The sequence below is a fragment of the Nocardia sp. CDC159 genome (genome assembly GCF_023740735.1).
In the GTDB taxonomy this organism is placed as follows: domain Bacteria; phylum Actinomycetota; class Actinomycetes; order Mycobacteriales; family Mycobacteriaceae; genus Nocardia; species Nocardia pulmonis.
In genome coordinates, this window is sequence record NZ_JAMRXH010000001.1 from 225276 (window position 1) to 239134 (window position 13859).

Sequence of the window (13859 nt, forward strand, 5' to 3'; positions counted from 1 at the left end):
GCTGGCGGCCATCGAGTTCCCCGTGGGCGGCCAGATACTTCCCCGGCGTGTTGAGCATGTTCTGGGTTGCTGCGCGGGTTGCCTCGTGTGGCGTGAAGTCCAGTAGGGAGATCATGGAAATCCTTGAGGCGTATGACCTTACGGGGGAGTTACCGGGCAGCAGCCGAGCTGGCGGGCTGCGATCACCACACGGTCGCGCGGTACGTGGCGTTGCGGGCGGCCGGGCAGAGCCCGGTGGCGCGGGAACATCGGGCGCGTCCGATCGATGAGTATCTGCCCAAGATCGAGGAGTTGGTGGTTCGTTCCGACGGCCGGATTCGTGCCGATGTGGTGCACAAACGGATCACCGCGATGGGTTTCACCGGCGGGGAACGCACCACCCGCCGCGCGGTCGCGGAGGTGAAGAAGCGGCTGCGGGAGGGGCAGCGGCGGGTGTTTCGGCCGTGGATCCCGGAGCCGGGGTTGTGGTTGCAGTGGGATTGGGGCCACGGCCCGAAAATCGGTGGCCGCCAAACACAGTTGTGGTGCGCGTGGCTGGCGTGGTCGCGGTTTCGGGTGGTCGTTCCGGTGATGGACAAGACGCTGCCGACTGTGGTGTCGTGCCTGGACACCACGCTGCGCCGGATCGGTGGAGTGCCGACCTATGCGTTGACCGACAACGAGAAGACCGTCTCGGTCGAGCACATCGCCGGGATCGCGGTGCGGCATCCCGAAATCGTCGATGTCGCACGGCATTACGGGATGACGATCCGCACCTGCATGCCCGCGGACCAAGGGCGGATCGGAGGCGACGGTGCGGATCGCGAAGGCCGATCTGGTGCCGACGATGACCAACCTGCTGCCCGCCTACCGCACCTTCGGCGAGCTCGAGACCGCCTGCCGGGAGTTCTGCGAGCAGGTCAACGACCGCGAGCACCGCGAGACCCGGCGCCGTCCGGTCGAGGCCCTCGCGGAGGAACGGACCCGGCTGCATCCGTTGCCGGCGACCGCGTTCACCGTCGCGTTCGGCACCACCCGGCGAGTGAACTGGGATTCGACGGTTTCGGTTGAGGGCGTGAAGTATTCGGTCCCCCACACCCTGGTCGACACCCGGGTCTGGGTCCGCTTCCACGGCGACGAGCTGATCGTCACCGCTGTCGGTGATCACGGGCCCACCGAGGTCGCCCGCCACGATCGGTCCAGGCCGGGCAAGCCGTCGATCAAGGACGAGCACTACCCGCCCCGCCCGGACCATCACGGCGAACGCACCCCGCGCGCGGCCAGCGCCGAGGAGGCCGCGTTCCTCGCGCTCGGGCCGGGCGCGGCAGCGTGGTTGACCGAAGCCGCGGCCGTCGGAACTCGCCGCATCCGCCCGAAGATGGCCGAGGCCGTCACCCTGGCCAAGCTGCACCCGCCCGCCGACGTCGACCGAGCACTCGGAATCGCCGCCATCGCAGGCCGTTTCGCCGAGAACGACCTGATCCGCATCCTGACCCACAACCGCGGCCGCCAGCACACCGAACCGACCCGGCCCAGCGAGAGCCACAGCCTGCAGCCGGGCACCTCGGCCTGGTCCAACTTCGGCCTGCCCGCCGCCACCGACGACGACTTCGAAAGCGATCACTGATGTCCGCCCCACTGCGCATCGCCGCATCCAACGGCGACCCCCTGGCCGAGGCCATCGCCTTGACCAAGCGACTGAAACTGCCCTACCTGCGGCGCGCCCTGACCGATCTCGTCCCGACCGCCAAAGCGCAACGCTGGGATCCCGCCGAGGTCGTGCGGGTGCTGCTGGCCGAGGAAGCCGCCGGCCGCGACGCCACCAACCTGCGGACCCGCCGCAAACGCGCCGGGTTCCCCGCCGGAAAGACCTTCGGCGACTGGGACGAAACCGCGTCCTCGATCCCGCGCCCCACCCAGGACGCACTGAAAACCCTCGAATGGGTGAAAAACAAAGAGAACCTTTGCATCTGCGGGCCGTCGGGCACCGGCAAGAGCCACTTCTGCGAAGCACTCGGCCAGGCCGCGGTCGAGGAAGGACTCACCGTCGCCTGGTTCACCATCGAAGACCTCGGCGCGCTCATCCGCCGCCACCGCGTCGACGACTCGATCGCCCGCGCCATCACCCGACTGATCCGCAGCGACCTGATCATCGTCGACGACATCGGCCTGCTGCCAGTCAGTCCCGATGCCGCAGAAGGGTTTTACCGTCTCGTCGACGCCGCCTACGAGCGCCGAGCGATGGCCGTCAGCAGCAACCTGCACCCGTCGGGCTTCGACGAGATCATGCCCAAGACCCTGGCCACCGCCACAGTCGATCGCCTGCTTCATCACGCTCATGTCGTGGTCACCTCCGGCGACAGCTTTCGGCTCGCCCAAGCAACCTCCGGGCAAGGGGTGAAGCCCTTGCGATGACCAACCACCCACCGCCGCGAAACCGTTTGCGGCGGTGGGGAGATAACTGGCCATGGGGAAACAACTGGCCGCCGCTGGGGACTCATAACTGGCCGCCAGCGGGGAGAACAACAGGCCGCCCATGGGGAGCACCAACTGGCCATTGACACAGCAGCACGACTGTCGCCGTTGCCGCGCTGCCGTGCGGCATGGTCGCGGGTATCCAACACCGCCGCCGACAACCCCGCAGGGCCTGGTCTATGGCATGGAATGGCTTGATGCTTCGAGATCCGCCGTGGAGATTTGCGGACCGGTGTGGGGCAATCCGCTTACCGCGCGGGCCGTACATTCCCCCTGGAGCCACCCGAACAGGGCGCCGGCGTTTGTCAGCTGGGACACCGGTGTTCTGGTTGGGCTGGTGTATGCCAGACGGTGCCGCCGAATCCGCTCCTGCAAAGTCCGGCGGCACTCGTCTGGCAACTCTGCCCTGGGTCGGCTCCGCCACACCGGTGCCAGCGTATGTGCGGCAGAGGGGTGAGAATCGCCGGACTGGCACCCGGGCCTCGATCCACCTCTCTGGCTATTCAGAGAGGCATCCCACCGGCGCAAAGGTAGCCGGTGGTCGGTGCGACGAGTCGATACGCGCCGCGCAGTGATCCTATGCCTATGCCGGTGGCGAACATCGGATATCGGGCCGAACTGGCTGCTGAGCCCGGCAGGACGCGCCGACGCACGAAATAGCGTGCATGGCGATGCCGCGTTCCGAAGGTTCTCCGGCACGCGGCAGCGGCAACGAAAGGGCCCGGCTCCCTATCCTGTCTCTTCTTCTGTCTTCCGCCGGCGCACGATCACAAGCGGGGTTTCCACCGAGTGCAGTACCGCATTGCTGGTGGAGCCCAACAGCATTCCAGTGAAGCCGCCGCGGCCGTGGCTGCCCACGACGACCAGCTGGGCGTTGTCGGACTCGTCCACCAGCGCACGCACCGGCCGGTCCTGCACCAGGATTCGCCGCACCGGCACTTCCGGATAGCGCTCGGAAAAGCCGGCCAGGCTTTCGGCGAACGCTGCCTGCTCGGTTTCCCGGACGGTGTTGTCCCAGCCCATCATCGGCACGTCCATGCCGATGGGGACATCGCTCCAGGCGTGCAGGGCGGTCAGGCCGACCTTGCGCCGCGAGGCCTCGTCGAAAGCCAGCTCGAGGGCAGGCATGCTGTACTCGCTGCCGTCCACGCCGACCAGCACCGGCTTGTCCGCCGACACGGGGTCGATCGCCGACCACGAATGAATCACGGCCACCGGGCAATCCGCGTGCCGGGTGACCGCGGTGCTGACCGAGCCGAGCAGTCCACGCCGCAGCGCTCCCTGACCACGACTGCCGACAACAATCATGTGTGCACGCTTCGAGCGGGCGATGAGATCGGAGATGATCGGGTCGAAGGTCAGCGTCGTGGTGATCTCGGGTGATTCGGATACGGAGAGGCGGGCGATGCGGGCGGCCTCGGCGAGGATCCGTTCACCGTCCTTGCGCAGCCAATCCATATCGATATCGGTCATCACCGCGCCCGGGCCCCACCCGACCGGAACGTTCACTGAGGTGACCAGTTCCAGACGCCGACCGTGCAGCGCCGCCTCGGCGGCCGCCCAGGCGGCCGCGTTGTACGACACCGACGAGCCGTCGACGGCGGCGACGATTGCTTGCTCACTCATGGGTTCTCCTCGATATTCGTTGAGAGTCATCGCCGGTCCGCCTACAGCGGGGACACGACATCGTTCAGGGCCCGCCGCGGTGTCGCGGGGGCGAGGTCCGCACTCGTTGCCGCCCAGCCGATCCGGACGATCAACTGCGGGTGACCGCTATCGCCCAGCACGCCCGCGAATGGCGGCGCGGGTCTCGGGGAGCTCCAGCGGTTCGGTGAGCGGACAGTTGGCCAGGCCGAGCTTGGTCGCGGTCAGCAGGACCGCGCTGAGCGCCTCCCCGGCTCGCAGCCTCGACACCCGGTCATCGCTAGCGGTACTGATCATTAGCAGCCGGTCGACAGCGTCGATATCGGTGACAACGACCTGGGGCAGAACCGGATCGGCGAACCTCCGTGTCGTCGGCTCGTCGGCGACCACGGCACTGCGCGCCGGAACTCCCGCCGGGGAGGCATGGCGGCCGCTCCACCGGGCGAGCTCGGCGTTGTAATCGGCATCGCGCGCATGCCGCGCGGCCGCCTGCTCGAAGGCCTCGAGCAATGTCGCCCGCGCCGGTCCCGATTCGACATGCGTCACCAGCGCGCCGTTCGCCGCGGCGGCCGCACCGATCGCGGTCAGGTAGGCGGTCGGCACTTCCCAGGAGGTGTACCTGCGACGGTCCGTGCGCCGCCGGGAGATCGCGCGCGACAGCTCCACCGCCTCGATCGTCGGTGTGCTCGAACGGAATTCGACCGCGGCGAGATGATCGGTGTCGGCCGGATTCGGCAGCCGGTGCACCACGGTCTCCCAGCCGAGCGCCCGCGCCGCGATGCGCAGATGATGCAGCGCCGCACCACAACTGACGATCAGATCGCGGTAATCGGGATCGGTGCGCGGCAAATGGCGGCTGGGGTCGGCGTACAGCTGCACCGTGCGCTCGCCCACGCGCCACAGCCAGGGCTGGCTGTTGTGCACCGAGGGCGCGCGCACCGCCATGGTCAGCGCGGCGCGGAGGGTGTCCGGATCAGGATGGGCGTTCGACATCGGGTCCTCCGTCAGGACGCTTCGGGCAGGGCCAGCCACTGGCCCGCGGTAGCGCCGCCGTCGAGCACGAACTCCGAGCCCGTGGAGAAGGTGGCCTCGGTGACGATGAACCGCACCATGGCCGCGACCTCCTCGGGCTCACCGAAGCGCGGCAGCGGCTGCGCCGCGGCGACCGCCTCGCTCATTCCCGCCGTCATCGGCGTGTGGATCGGCCCCGGATGCACCGAGCACACCCGGATTCCCGCCGCCCCCAGCTCGACCGCGGCGGCCTTGGTCAGTCCACGCAGGCCCCATTTGGCGGCGACGTAACCCGCGATCCCGGCGTATCCGGCCAGCCCCGCGATGGAGGAGACGTTCACGATCACTCCTCCGCCGGCGGCTCGCAGCCGCGGCGCGGACAGATGCATGCCGAGCCAGCCGCCGTAGAGATCGACATCGACCACATGGCGGAACAGCGCGGGGGATTCGGTTTCGACGCTGCCGAAATCGACGATGCCCGCGTTGTTCACCAGCACTGCCAACGGCCCGAACTGCGCCTCGGCATCGGCGATAACCCGCTGCCAGCCGGATTCGTCGGTGACATCGAGCCGGCGGAACATCGCCTCCGGCCCCAGTGATTCGGCCACCGCGGCGCCCTCATGCTCGAGCAGATCGGCGATGACGACGCCGATCTTCTCCCGCACCAGGGCCGCGGCCACGGCCGCGCCGATGCCCCGCGCACCGCCGGTCACGATCGCGCTTCTCCCACTGAAATCGATCACGGTTTTCCACCTTTCAGCTCCTGTTGCCTTCAGCATCGGCGGTCCGGATCGCGGGCGGGATGGCCGAAGGTCCTCACCGCGAGGGCCATCCGCAGGCGATATGGAGACGATGGTCGCGCGGCCCGCATGGCGGGGACTCTCGGCCCTTTCCGCGGTGTCCGCCGGGCAGCACAGTCGGAGCATGAGGATCGACGCACGCACCAGAACCCTTCGCCTCACGCTGGCACTGTTGTCCGGGCTCGTGGCAATCTGGGCCCTCACCGGTGCCGCCGGTCTCGCCACCGGTGTCGTCTCCTTGGGCGGCACGCTCGAACAGCGACTGCCGTGGCACAGTCCGGCCTTCGCTGCGATCATGCTCGCGCTGATCGTCGGCGCACCGATGGCGGCCACGGCCTGGTGGGCCGCACACAAGAATCGCCGCACTGCCGCCGCCGCGGTCCTCAGCGGATCGGCGCTGATCGGCTGGATCCTGGTGCAACTGGCCGTGATTCGCACCGGCAGCTGGTTACAGCCCGTGTGCGTAATCCTCGGTGCCGCGATTCTGGCGCTGGGTCTGCGCCTGCGCTCCTGAACGCTAGCGCCGCGCTTGCCATTTCGCGATGCGCGCCCCGACGACCAACGCCGTGACGGCGACGATGCCGACCACCGTCATCAGCCGGTTCACATCGATGGCGGGCCGCCAGCTGACTTGCCCGTCCTTGACCACATAGATCCCGACCGGTTTGGCACCGATTCCGAACCCGCCCCCGGACCCCTTCGCTCCCTCCTTGTCGGTGCCGCCACCGCCGCCACCGCCACCGGAGACGGCGGCGGCCTCGATCACCGTGATCCCCTCTCGCTCAACGGGTTCCGAGTACACCCGCCGCACCGTCATGGAGTTCGCCCTCAAAACTTCGGCACCGCCGCCGAATTCGCCATCGGCCGATCGGTCCGACGCGCCCGCGGCCCAGTTCCACTCCCCCCGAACGCGTGTTCGCATCCACCCCACTGCCGAAGACCGCAGGCCATCGCCGCACTCCCCCGGCGCACACCCCAGCGCTGCTCATCGCCGAATCAAGAAGAGCCTCGGACCCCCATCGCACCGTGGGCGGCGCACGCCCCGGCACGACGCGCCGATACCCGGCGCGAATTCCGCCCAGCGGGCGGCGACGTCCGCTGGCCGGTTCGCGGCCGGCCCGGCCACGCTCACGCCGAACCCGACGTACAGCTCTGCGCCACAACGGAATTCATGGGTCGGCGAGATGACGCCCCGCGGCGACCGGAACAGCCACCGAAGTTCGAGTCGAAACCGAGACCTCGCTAGGACCGCTCCAATCGGACTCATCCACTACGGTGTGTGGCTATGGCGCTCATCGAGATCGACGATCTTCCCGCACGGACCGCCGACGTGTTGCGCCGCCGCGCCCGGGCGGCGGGCCTTCCGCCGGTCGACTACGTACGCCGCGAACTGATCGCGCTCGCCGGTCGACCGGCGCCGATTGATGCCGTGGTGGAGTTCCTCGAATCCGAGCGGCCGGATCAGCTTGCGGCACCGGCCGATCCGGGTGCGACGGCACTGATCCACACGTACGACCTACCGCACGAGGCGTGGTCCGTCTTAGGCCGCCGCGCGGCCGCCGCTGGCGTGTCGCTGAGCGAGCACGTGCACGCCGAACTCGTCGCCATGGCGCGGCGTAGCACGATCGACGATGTCATGCTCGAATTCGAGGAAGCGCAGCAACGCGATCCGAGCCTCCAGATCGATATGGCGGCCATCCGGGAGTCGCTGCGCTTCGTCCGCGGTCAGTAATCCGTTCAGGCGCGCGCCGCGACCACCCCATCCGCCGCCGGAATCAGTAGCAACCCGGCGACACCGGTCGCGGCCGCGATACCGGTCGCAGTGGATACACCCCGGCACCTCGAATCGGCTCCGATACGCCAACCCCGACACCGCGACACTCGCGTGAGTGCCACAGCGGAATTTCCCGGTTCCGTCGACATATCCCCCGCCACAGTCGGATTCCCCTGGAGACCGGCTGCTGGATCGATGCTCTGCCCGGCCACCCTGGTGTACATCGGGACCGCCCTGGCTGCCCCGCTGGGCTCCGGCGGCGCGTCGCCACTGGCCGACCAGTCTCGTCGCCGCCGTGAACTGCCGCGATACCGACGATCTCGGGCTGGTCCCGACCGACCGGCTGGCTGGAATGGACGAGATCAAGGCGATGCGGACGGCTCCGGTCATCGGGACCGTCGAACCGACGGGAGCATCGTTGTTCTGAAACGCCATCGTGCCGACGCAAGATTGTGGGAACATACCGGAGGCGCTGCAGCTTACGCCTAGCATACTTCCGCACCACCCGGAGATCTGCCGTGAATTGCCCAGCAGCACAATTGATCAGCCCTGATGAAGCGATCCGACCGCCCGGTTGGCAAATGTTCCGCCACGGGAGTGGGGCGGCCCATGCCGATTGATCCCGCACTGCTCGAGCAACTGGGCGACTGCGACGAATTCTTCCGACTACCCGAACTGGCGCATCTGCCGCCCGACCGGCGCCGGGTGGCGCTGGCGATCCTGGCCTCGACCGGAAGCTACTGGCAGACCGCCGAGGAGATCGCCATCGGCGCCCGGCTGGCCTGGCGCAATGCCGATCGCTGTGTGGGCCGGGCGATGTGGCGGGCGTTGACGCTACGCGATGCGCGACACGTCCGCACTCCGCGCGAGTTGGCCGAGGCGTGCTGGGACTATATGGCCGCGGCGACCAATGGTGGCGCGATCCGGCCGATGATCCTGGTCGGGCCGCCGCGTCCGGTCGGTGGCGACGGCATGCACATCCTGAGCCCGCAGCTGATCCGGTACGCGGGCTATCGCAACCCCGACGGCTCGGTCACCGGCGATCCCCTGCACATCGAACTGACCGAACTCGCCGAAGACCTCGGCTGGCACGGTGAGCGCACCCCGTTCGACATCCTGCCGGTGATGATCCACTCCGCGGACCGGTCGATCGACTGGTTCGAGGTGCCGCGCGAGGTCGTGCTCGAGGTGGCGATCGAACATCCCGAATTCGACTGGTTCGCCGATCTGGGGCTGAAATGGCATGCCCTGCCGGCGATTTCGAATATGCGCCTGGAGGTCGGCGGCCTGTCCTACCTGACGGTGTTCAGCGGCAATTTCGTCGAAACCGAGATCGCGTCGCGCAATCTGACCGATGCGAACCGCTACAACACGCTCCCCCTGATCGGTGAGCTGATGGGCCTGGATCAGTCCCACGAGCGGACGCTGTGGCGGGACCGGGCGCTGGTCGAGCTCAATCGCGCGGTGCTGCACTCGTTCCGCAAGGCGGGTGCGCGCATCGTGGATCACCATTCCGTGGCCAAGCAGTTCTGCGATCACGTGGATCGGGAGAAGGCCGCGGGGCGCGGCTGCCCGACGGATTGGAGCTGGGTCAATCCGCCGATCTCCTCGGGGCTGACCCCGACCTTCCACCGTTACTACGATCCGCCCGATCCGGATCTGCGGCCCGCGTTCGTGCGCGACGAGGTTTCCGACCTCGCGTTGCGCTCACTCGCCCGCCGCCGCGCGGAATACGATCTCGCGAACGCGCCCTGAGCCCCTGCCGCTTGTCGGCGAGCTCCCAGTTGTTCACCGGGCCGCGCACCCGCATAAGCACGAATCCCCGCGCGGACAACAGGACCGGGACGGTGGCGAGTGCGCCACCCGCGACAGGACGGCCGCGCGCTACACCCGCGCCGTGTGGGCGGGCTCGCCCGTACCCGGCCGCGCGCTACATCCGCGCCGCGTAAGCGGGCTCACCGTACCGGCCGCGCGCTACACCCGCGCCGCGTGGGCGGACTCACCGCAGCCGCCCGCGCCCGCATACTGACCGAGCGCTGGCGTGTCGTGGCCGGGTGACGCGCATACTTCGTGTCCGGTGCGCCGCAGTCGGTAGCGTCGTAGCCGTGGATGTGCTCGCGGAGATGTTGCAGGGAATCCGCGCGGAGGGCTCGTTGCTGTGGCGGGCCGATCGGCAGGCACCGTGGTCGTGGCTGGCCGATCGGGCCGCGCCGCTGACCCTCTACGCCGTGCTGCACGGTCACGCCTCGATCAGTCGTGACGGCACGGCCGACGAATTGGGTGCGGGCGATGTCGCCCTGATCAGAGGGCCCGGGCCCCAGAGCGGCGCGGACGGATCGGCGCCGGTGGACGGCGGACGGTGCACCGCGCTGCGCGCGCCCGCGCCCGGTCACGGACCGCGCGCGGTCGTGATCGCCGGTACCTACGGCAGCACCGATATCGCCGGACGGCGACTGCTCGACGCGTTGCCCGAATATGTCTGCGTCACCGCCGAATCCGGCGCCTCGCCCGCCCTGGCGCTGCTCGACGAGGAGATCGACACCATCGGCCCGGGCCGTCAGGTGGTGCGCGACCGCCTGCTCGACGCGCTGCTGGCCCATACGCTGCGGGCCTGGCTCGCGGGCGCCGAACCGGATTCACCGGGATGGCGTGCGGCGCTGCGCGATCCGGTCGTCGCCCGGATTCTCTACGCCATCCACTCCAGCCCGGCCAGCCCCTGGACCGCCGAATCGCTGGCCGCACACGCCGCGGTCTCCCGGGCGACGCTCTACCGCCGCTTCACCGCCCTGTTCGGCGAATCCCCGCTGGCCTACCTCACCAGCCGCCGCATGACACTTGCCGCGGACCTGCTCGCCCGCGGCGAGCCGGTCGCCACCGTGGCCCGAAAGGTCGGCTACACCAATCCCTTCGCCTTCAGCACCGCCTTCCGCCGCCACCACGGACGGCCGCCGCGCGCCCTGCACCCGCACGGGTGAGCGTCCGCCGCCGCACTCAGCGCGCCCGATTCGCCTGCGGCAGTTCGATACTGATCGGCATGCGCAGTTCCGCCAGATAGAGCAGGGCGGCTTGGCGCAGGAACTCGTCGAACAGCCAATAGGCGTCCGGCGCCAGCGGCACGACCGGGAGCAGGCCCTCGCGCACGGCGATGAACGGCCCCCAGCTGGCCCGCAGCAGCGGATCCCACACTGGCTCGCGGCCGATGGCCAGCCAGTCGGCGATCCTGTCCCCCAGCAGGAATCGGGTGAACGCGCCCAGCACCCCGCGGCTGAGCAGGCTCAGATCGAGTTGCGCGCCCAGGCCGAGCAGCCGATGGGCCAGATCGATGCCCTCGGGGGTCGGCGCCAGCACCGGATCGAGCACCTGCCCGGCCTGGGCATTCGCCTCGTCCCAGGAGTTGGGAATGTATTCGTCGCGGATGCCGAGCATATGCGCGCACAGCTGCCACGAATGCAGGAACGCCGCCGATTCGGACGCCGGAATCGGCACCCGCCACGCGACCAGGTTCCGCATGACCGTCGTCGGCAGGCTGTGCCAGGTGACCAGCATGTCGTTCTGGCTGATCGGGATGTCGTGCCCGGAGGACTGTTTCCAGTGCGGGGACTGCGGCAGCAGATGGCGCACCGCGGCGTGCACCAGCCGGGTCTTGAGGCAGGTCACGATCATTTCGCCGTCGGGGGCGTAGGCGTTGGCGGTGCCGATGTCGTAGCCGAGCTTGGCGGTCTTGGAGATGCGGTCCTTCAGATACTCCCCGCCCTTGGAGTAGTAGACCGCGCGCGCCTCGTTCGGGATGACGGTGCTCATCATGCCGCTGGCGAGCCCGTACAGGACACCGAGATACAGCCCGCGCTTCTTGTTGAACTCCACCGCGGTGGCCAGCTTGCCGGGATCGACCCACGGCGGCAGCTGCCGCGCGTACTCCATGAAATCACGCAGGTCCGGTGGCAGGCCGGGGGGCAGCGGCTGACCGTTGCGCGTCCAGGTCCGCAGCAGATCGTTGACCCGTGCCACCTCTCCGCGCTCGAACAACGCCGCCACCACGGGATCGGCCTCCGGATCCCATACCGACAGCGGATCCGCGCCGTTCCCGCCACCGGCCACCGAGCCCGCGGGCGACCACGACCACGGTTCCGCCCGCACCGGGGTCACCCAGGCCAGCGCACCGAATGCGCCCAGGGCTCCGCCCGCCAACAGTGCCTTGCGCCTACTGAGTTGATCCATTGTGGCTACTCCTCGTCGAGCCGCCGGCCGGGCAACGGCCGCCGGTGTCGCGCATGAGAAAGGAATAGTCATTAACTTATCAAGTCAACAAGATCGTTTTCTGAAATTGAGAAAACTTCTCTTGCAGCTTCTCTCATTGTTGGACGACCGATTATCGCCCCTCAAACTACTCGGATCTACCCAGAATGAATCGTTACTTATCGGGCCGGTCCGCGCGTCCGCTCAGGGCTCGATCCCGTTCCAGAACGCCACCAGATCGGCACAAACCCGTTGCGGCCGTTCCTCGTTCGGCAGATGACCCACTCCCGGATACACTGCCACCCGTGCGCCCAGTTGACGCGCGAAATCCGCATGGATCTCGGGCGCCCACAGGTCGCCAGTATCGCCGTAGCCCACCAGGATCGGAATCCCGGCCGCGCGCACGAGCGCGGGAGCGACCGGACGGGTCCGCATGGCGCGCACGATGCCGACCAGATTCGCCTTCTTGGTGGCGTGGATACGGCGGTGCAGGAACTGCCTTTTCGCCTCGTCCGGATGCGCGGCCGCGCCCGCCTCGGCCAGCATCTGCCACACCACGTCCTGACCGCCGGCCTCGATCATCTGCTCCACCCGGGTGGGCGACGGAAAGGCGATGTCCTCCACCGAGGACGGACCCGAGGCCAGCAGGGTGAGGCTGCCGAACAGTTCGGGACGCGCCACCACCGCGGTCCGCGCGACATAGCCGCCGAACGAATGGCCCACCAGATGCACCGGCGCGCCGAGCCCCTCGACGATGCCGAGCAGGTCGCCCGCGAAGTCGTCGATGCCGTAGCGGGCCGGATCGTCGGGACCGTCGGATTCGAACTGACCGCGCTGATCGTATGCGACACAACGGAATCCGGCATCGGCGAGAATGGGCAGCATGGCCGCGAAGTCCTCCTTGGACCCGGTGAAACCCGGCACCAGGACCACCGTGCCGCGCCCGGCCACCCCCGGCGGTGGGGCGCATTCCCATCCGGCCAGGGCGCCCGCACCTCCCCGCAGCGAAATCGATGCGATGCGGCCTTCGGTGGCGCGGCTCATCAGGGACCCTCTCTGCACGACTGGCACGACCGTGTGCCATGACGGCCATACTAACCGAGTACTCGGTAGGTAACACCCGACGATCGCGATAGGATTCGGACATGCCCACACCGAGTCGCGGCGACGCGCGTAAGGAGCGCATTCTCGAGGTCGCGCTGAAGACATTCGCCGACAACGGCTTTCGCGGCGCGTCCATCGCCGAGATCGCCGATCGGTGCGGGCTGTCGCAGCCCGGGCTGCTGCATCACTTCCCCACCAAGGCGGCGCTGCTGGCGGCCGTGCTCGACTATCGCGACCGGCTCGACGCCGAGCGCCTCGGCGACGAGGAGGAACTGCGCGGCCCGGCCGTGCTGCACGCGCTGGTCCGGCTGGTCGAACACAATGTCCGCACGGCCGGGCTGGCCCGGCTGTTCACCGTGGTCACCGGCGAGGCGGTCGCCGATACCCATCCCGCGCACGCGTGGGCGGTCGGGCGCTATCGCCACGGCGCGGCCTGGCTGGCCCGCGCGCTCGACGACGGCATCGCCGACGGCACCGTCCGGCCCGACGTCGACACCGCCGCGGTGGCGCGTCAGGTACTGGCGATGATGGACGGTTTACAGCTGCAATGGTTGCTTGATTCGGACAAAGTGGACATGGTGGCGCTTTTCCGCGCATACATCGAAGATCTGGTCACCCGCATCGCCGATTAGACCTCGGCAAACCGCCGGACACCGATATCACACTCAGATTTCACCCGGCCGGGGGTGACCCGGAACACAACCCGTGGTCACATCTATCACGGGAAAATCTCGCGCAGATCTCGAAGATTCTTCGGACCGACCGGCCTCGTCGTTCACGCCAACTGAAAACAGTTTAGCCGGGCTAAAAACGGCCGCTTCCGAGTGGAATTTCGA

Annotated in this window: 13 protein-coding genes and 1 pseudogene; 8 read left to right on the forward strand and 6 right to left on the reverse strand. The window is 68.5% G+C overall.

What is annotated here, in order from left to right; all coding sequences use genetic code 11:
• Window positions 1-92 precede the first annotated feature (92 nt).
• Window positions 93-1606 (forward strand): annotated as a pseudogene (gene istA, locus NDR87_RS01050) (IS21 family transposase).
• On the forward strand, window positions 1606-2394 hold the full coding sequence (istB, locus tag NDR87_RS01055; protein WP_251909258.1) for an IS21-like element helper ATPase IstB: 789 nt from the start codon (window positions 1606-1608) through the stop codon (window positions 2392-2394). The pseudogene istA and the gene istB overlap by 1 nt, the downstream one beginning before the upstream one ends.
• A 789-nt stretch (window positions 2395-3183) precedes the next feature.
• On the opposite strand, the gene NDR87_RS01060 is transcribed toward istB, so the two are convergent.
• From NDR87_RS01060 to NDR87_RS01070, 3 genes are all read right to left on the reverse strand, one after another.
• Window positions 3184-4080 (reverse strand): universal stress protein, encoded by an 897-nt coding sequence (locus NDR87_RS01060; RefSeq protein ID WP_251909257.1) that lies wholly within the window; start codon window positions 4078-4080, stop codon window positions 3184-3186.
• A 147-nt stretch (window positions 4081-4227) separates the two neighbouring features.
• Window positions 4228-5091 (reverse strand): NAD(P)H nitroreductase, encoded by an 864-nt coding sequence (locus tag NDR87_RS01065; protein ID WP_308212028.1) that lies wholly within the window; start codon window positions 5089-5091, stop codon window positions 4228-4230.
• A gap of 11 nt (window positions 5092-5102) precedes the next feature.
• Complete coding sequence (locus tag NDR87_RS01070) at window positions 5103-5852, reverse strand: SDR family oxidoreductase (protein WP_251909256.1); 750 nt, start codon at window positions 5850-5852, stop codon at window positions 5103-5105.
• A 181-nt stretch (window positions 5853-6033) separates the two neighbouring features.
• Between NDR87_RS01070 and NDR87_RS01075 the strand changes: the two genes are divergently transcribed.
• Window positions 6034-6423, forward strand: coding sequence for a hypothetical protein (locus NDR87_RS01075; protein WP_251909255.1), 390 nt, complete (start codon window positions 6034-6036; stop codon window positions 6421-6423).
• Window positions 6424-6426: 3 nt separating this feature from the next.
• Here NDR87_RS01075 and NDR87_RS01080 read toward each other — a convergent pair whose 3' ends face one another.
• A complete protein-coding gene (locus NDR87_RS01080) occupies window positions 6427-6675 on the reverse strand; it encodes a sporulation protein (RefSeq protein WP_308212029.1) in 249 nt (82 codons plus the stop codon).
• A 519-nt stretch (window positions 6676-7194) separates the two neighbouring features.
• Between NDR87_RS01080 and NDR87_RS01085 the strand changes: the two genes are divergently transcribed.
• The 4 genes from NDR87_RS01085 to NDR87_RS01095 all read left to right on the forward strand — a co-directional run bounded on the left by NDR87_RS01085 (window position 7195) and on the right by NDR87_RS01095 (window position 10658).
• The gene (locus NDR87_RS01085) at window positions 7195-7641 is read left to right on the forward strand and encodes a hypothetical protein (RefSeq protein ID WP_251909253.1); all 447 of its coding nucleotides are present in this window, start codon (window positions 7195-7197) and stop codon (window positions 7639-7641) included.
• 337 nt (window positions 7642-7978) lie between these two features.
• On the forward strand, window positions 7979-8110 hold the full coding sequence (locus tag NDR87_RS37095; protein WP_286012931.1) for a hypothetical protein: 132 nt from the start codon (window positions 7979-7981) through the stop codon (window positions 8108-8110).
• A gap of 182 nt (window positions 8111-8292) precedes the next feature.
• Entirely contained in the window at window positions 8293-9438 is a 1146-nt protein-coding gene (locus NDR87_RS01090; RefSeq protein WP_251909252.1) for a nitric oxide synthase oxygenase, read from the forward strand.
• Window positions 9439-9788: 350 nt separating this feature from the next.
• Entirely contained in the window at window positions 9789-10658 is an 870-nt protein-coding gene (locus NDR87_RS01095) for an AraC family transcriptional regulator (protein WP_251909251.1), read from the forward strand.
• 16 nt (window positions 10659-10674) lie between these two features.
• Here the strand turns inward: NDR87_RS01095 and NDR87_RS01100 are convergent, their stop codons facing one another.
• Together NDR87_RS01100 and NDR87_RS01105 are read right to left on the reverse strand one after the other, a co-directional pair.
• A complete protein-coding gene (locus NDR87_RS01100; RefSeq protein WP_251909250.1) occupies window positions 10675-11901 on the reverse strand; it encodes an oxygenase MpaB family protein in 1227 nt (408 codons plus the stop codon).
• Between the two features lie 222 nt (window positions 11902-12123).
• Window positions 12124-12963, reverse strand: a complete 840-nt coding sequence (locus NDR87_RS01105) for an alpha/beta fold hydrolase (protein WP_251909249.1) — start codon at window positions 12961-12963, stop codon at window positions 12124-12126.
• 101 nt (window positions 12964-13064) lie between these two features.
• On the opposite strand from NDR87_RS01105, the gene NDR87_RS01110 reads away from it, so the two are divergent.
• Entirely contained in the window at window positions 13065-13655 is a 591-nt protein-coding gene (locus NDR87_RS01110; RefSeq protein ID WP_251909248.1) for a TetR/AcrR family transcriptional regulator, read from the forward strand.
• The last annotated feature ends 204 nt before the right edge of the window (window positions 13656-13859 follow it).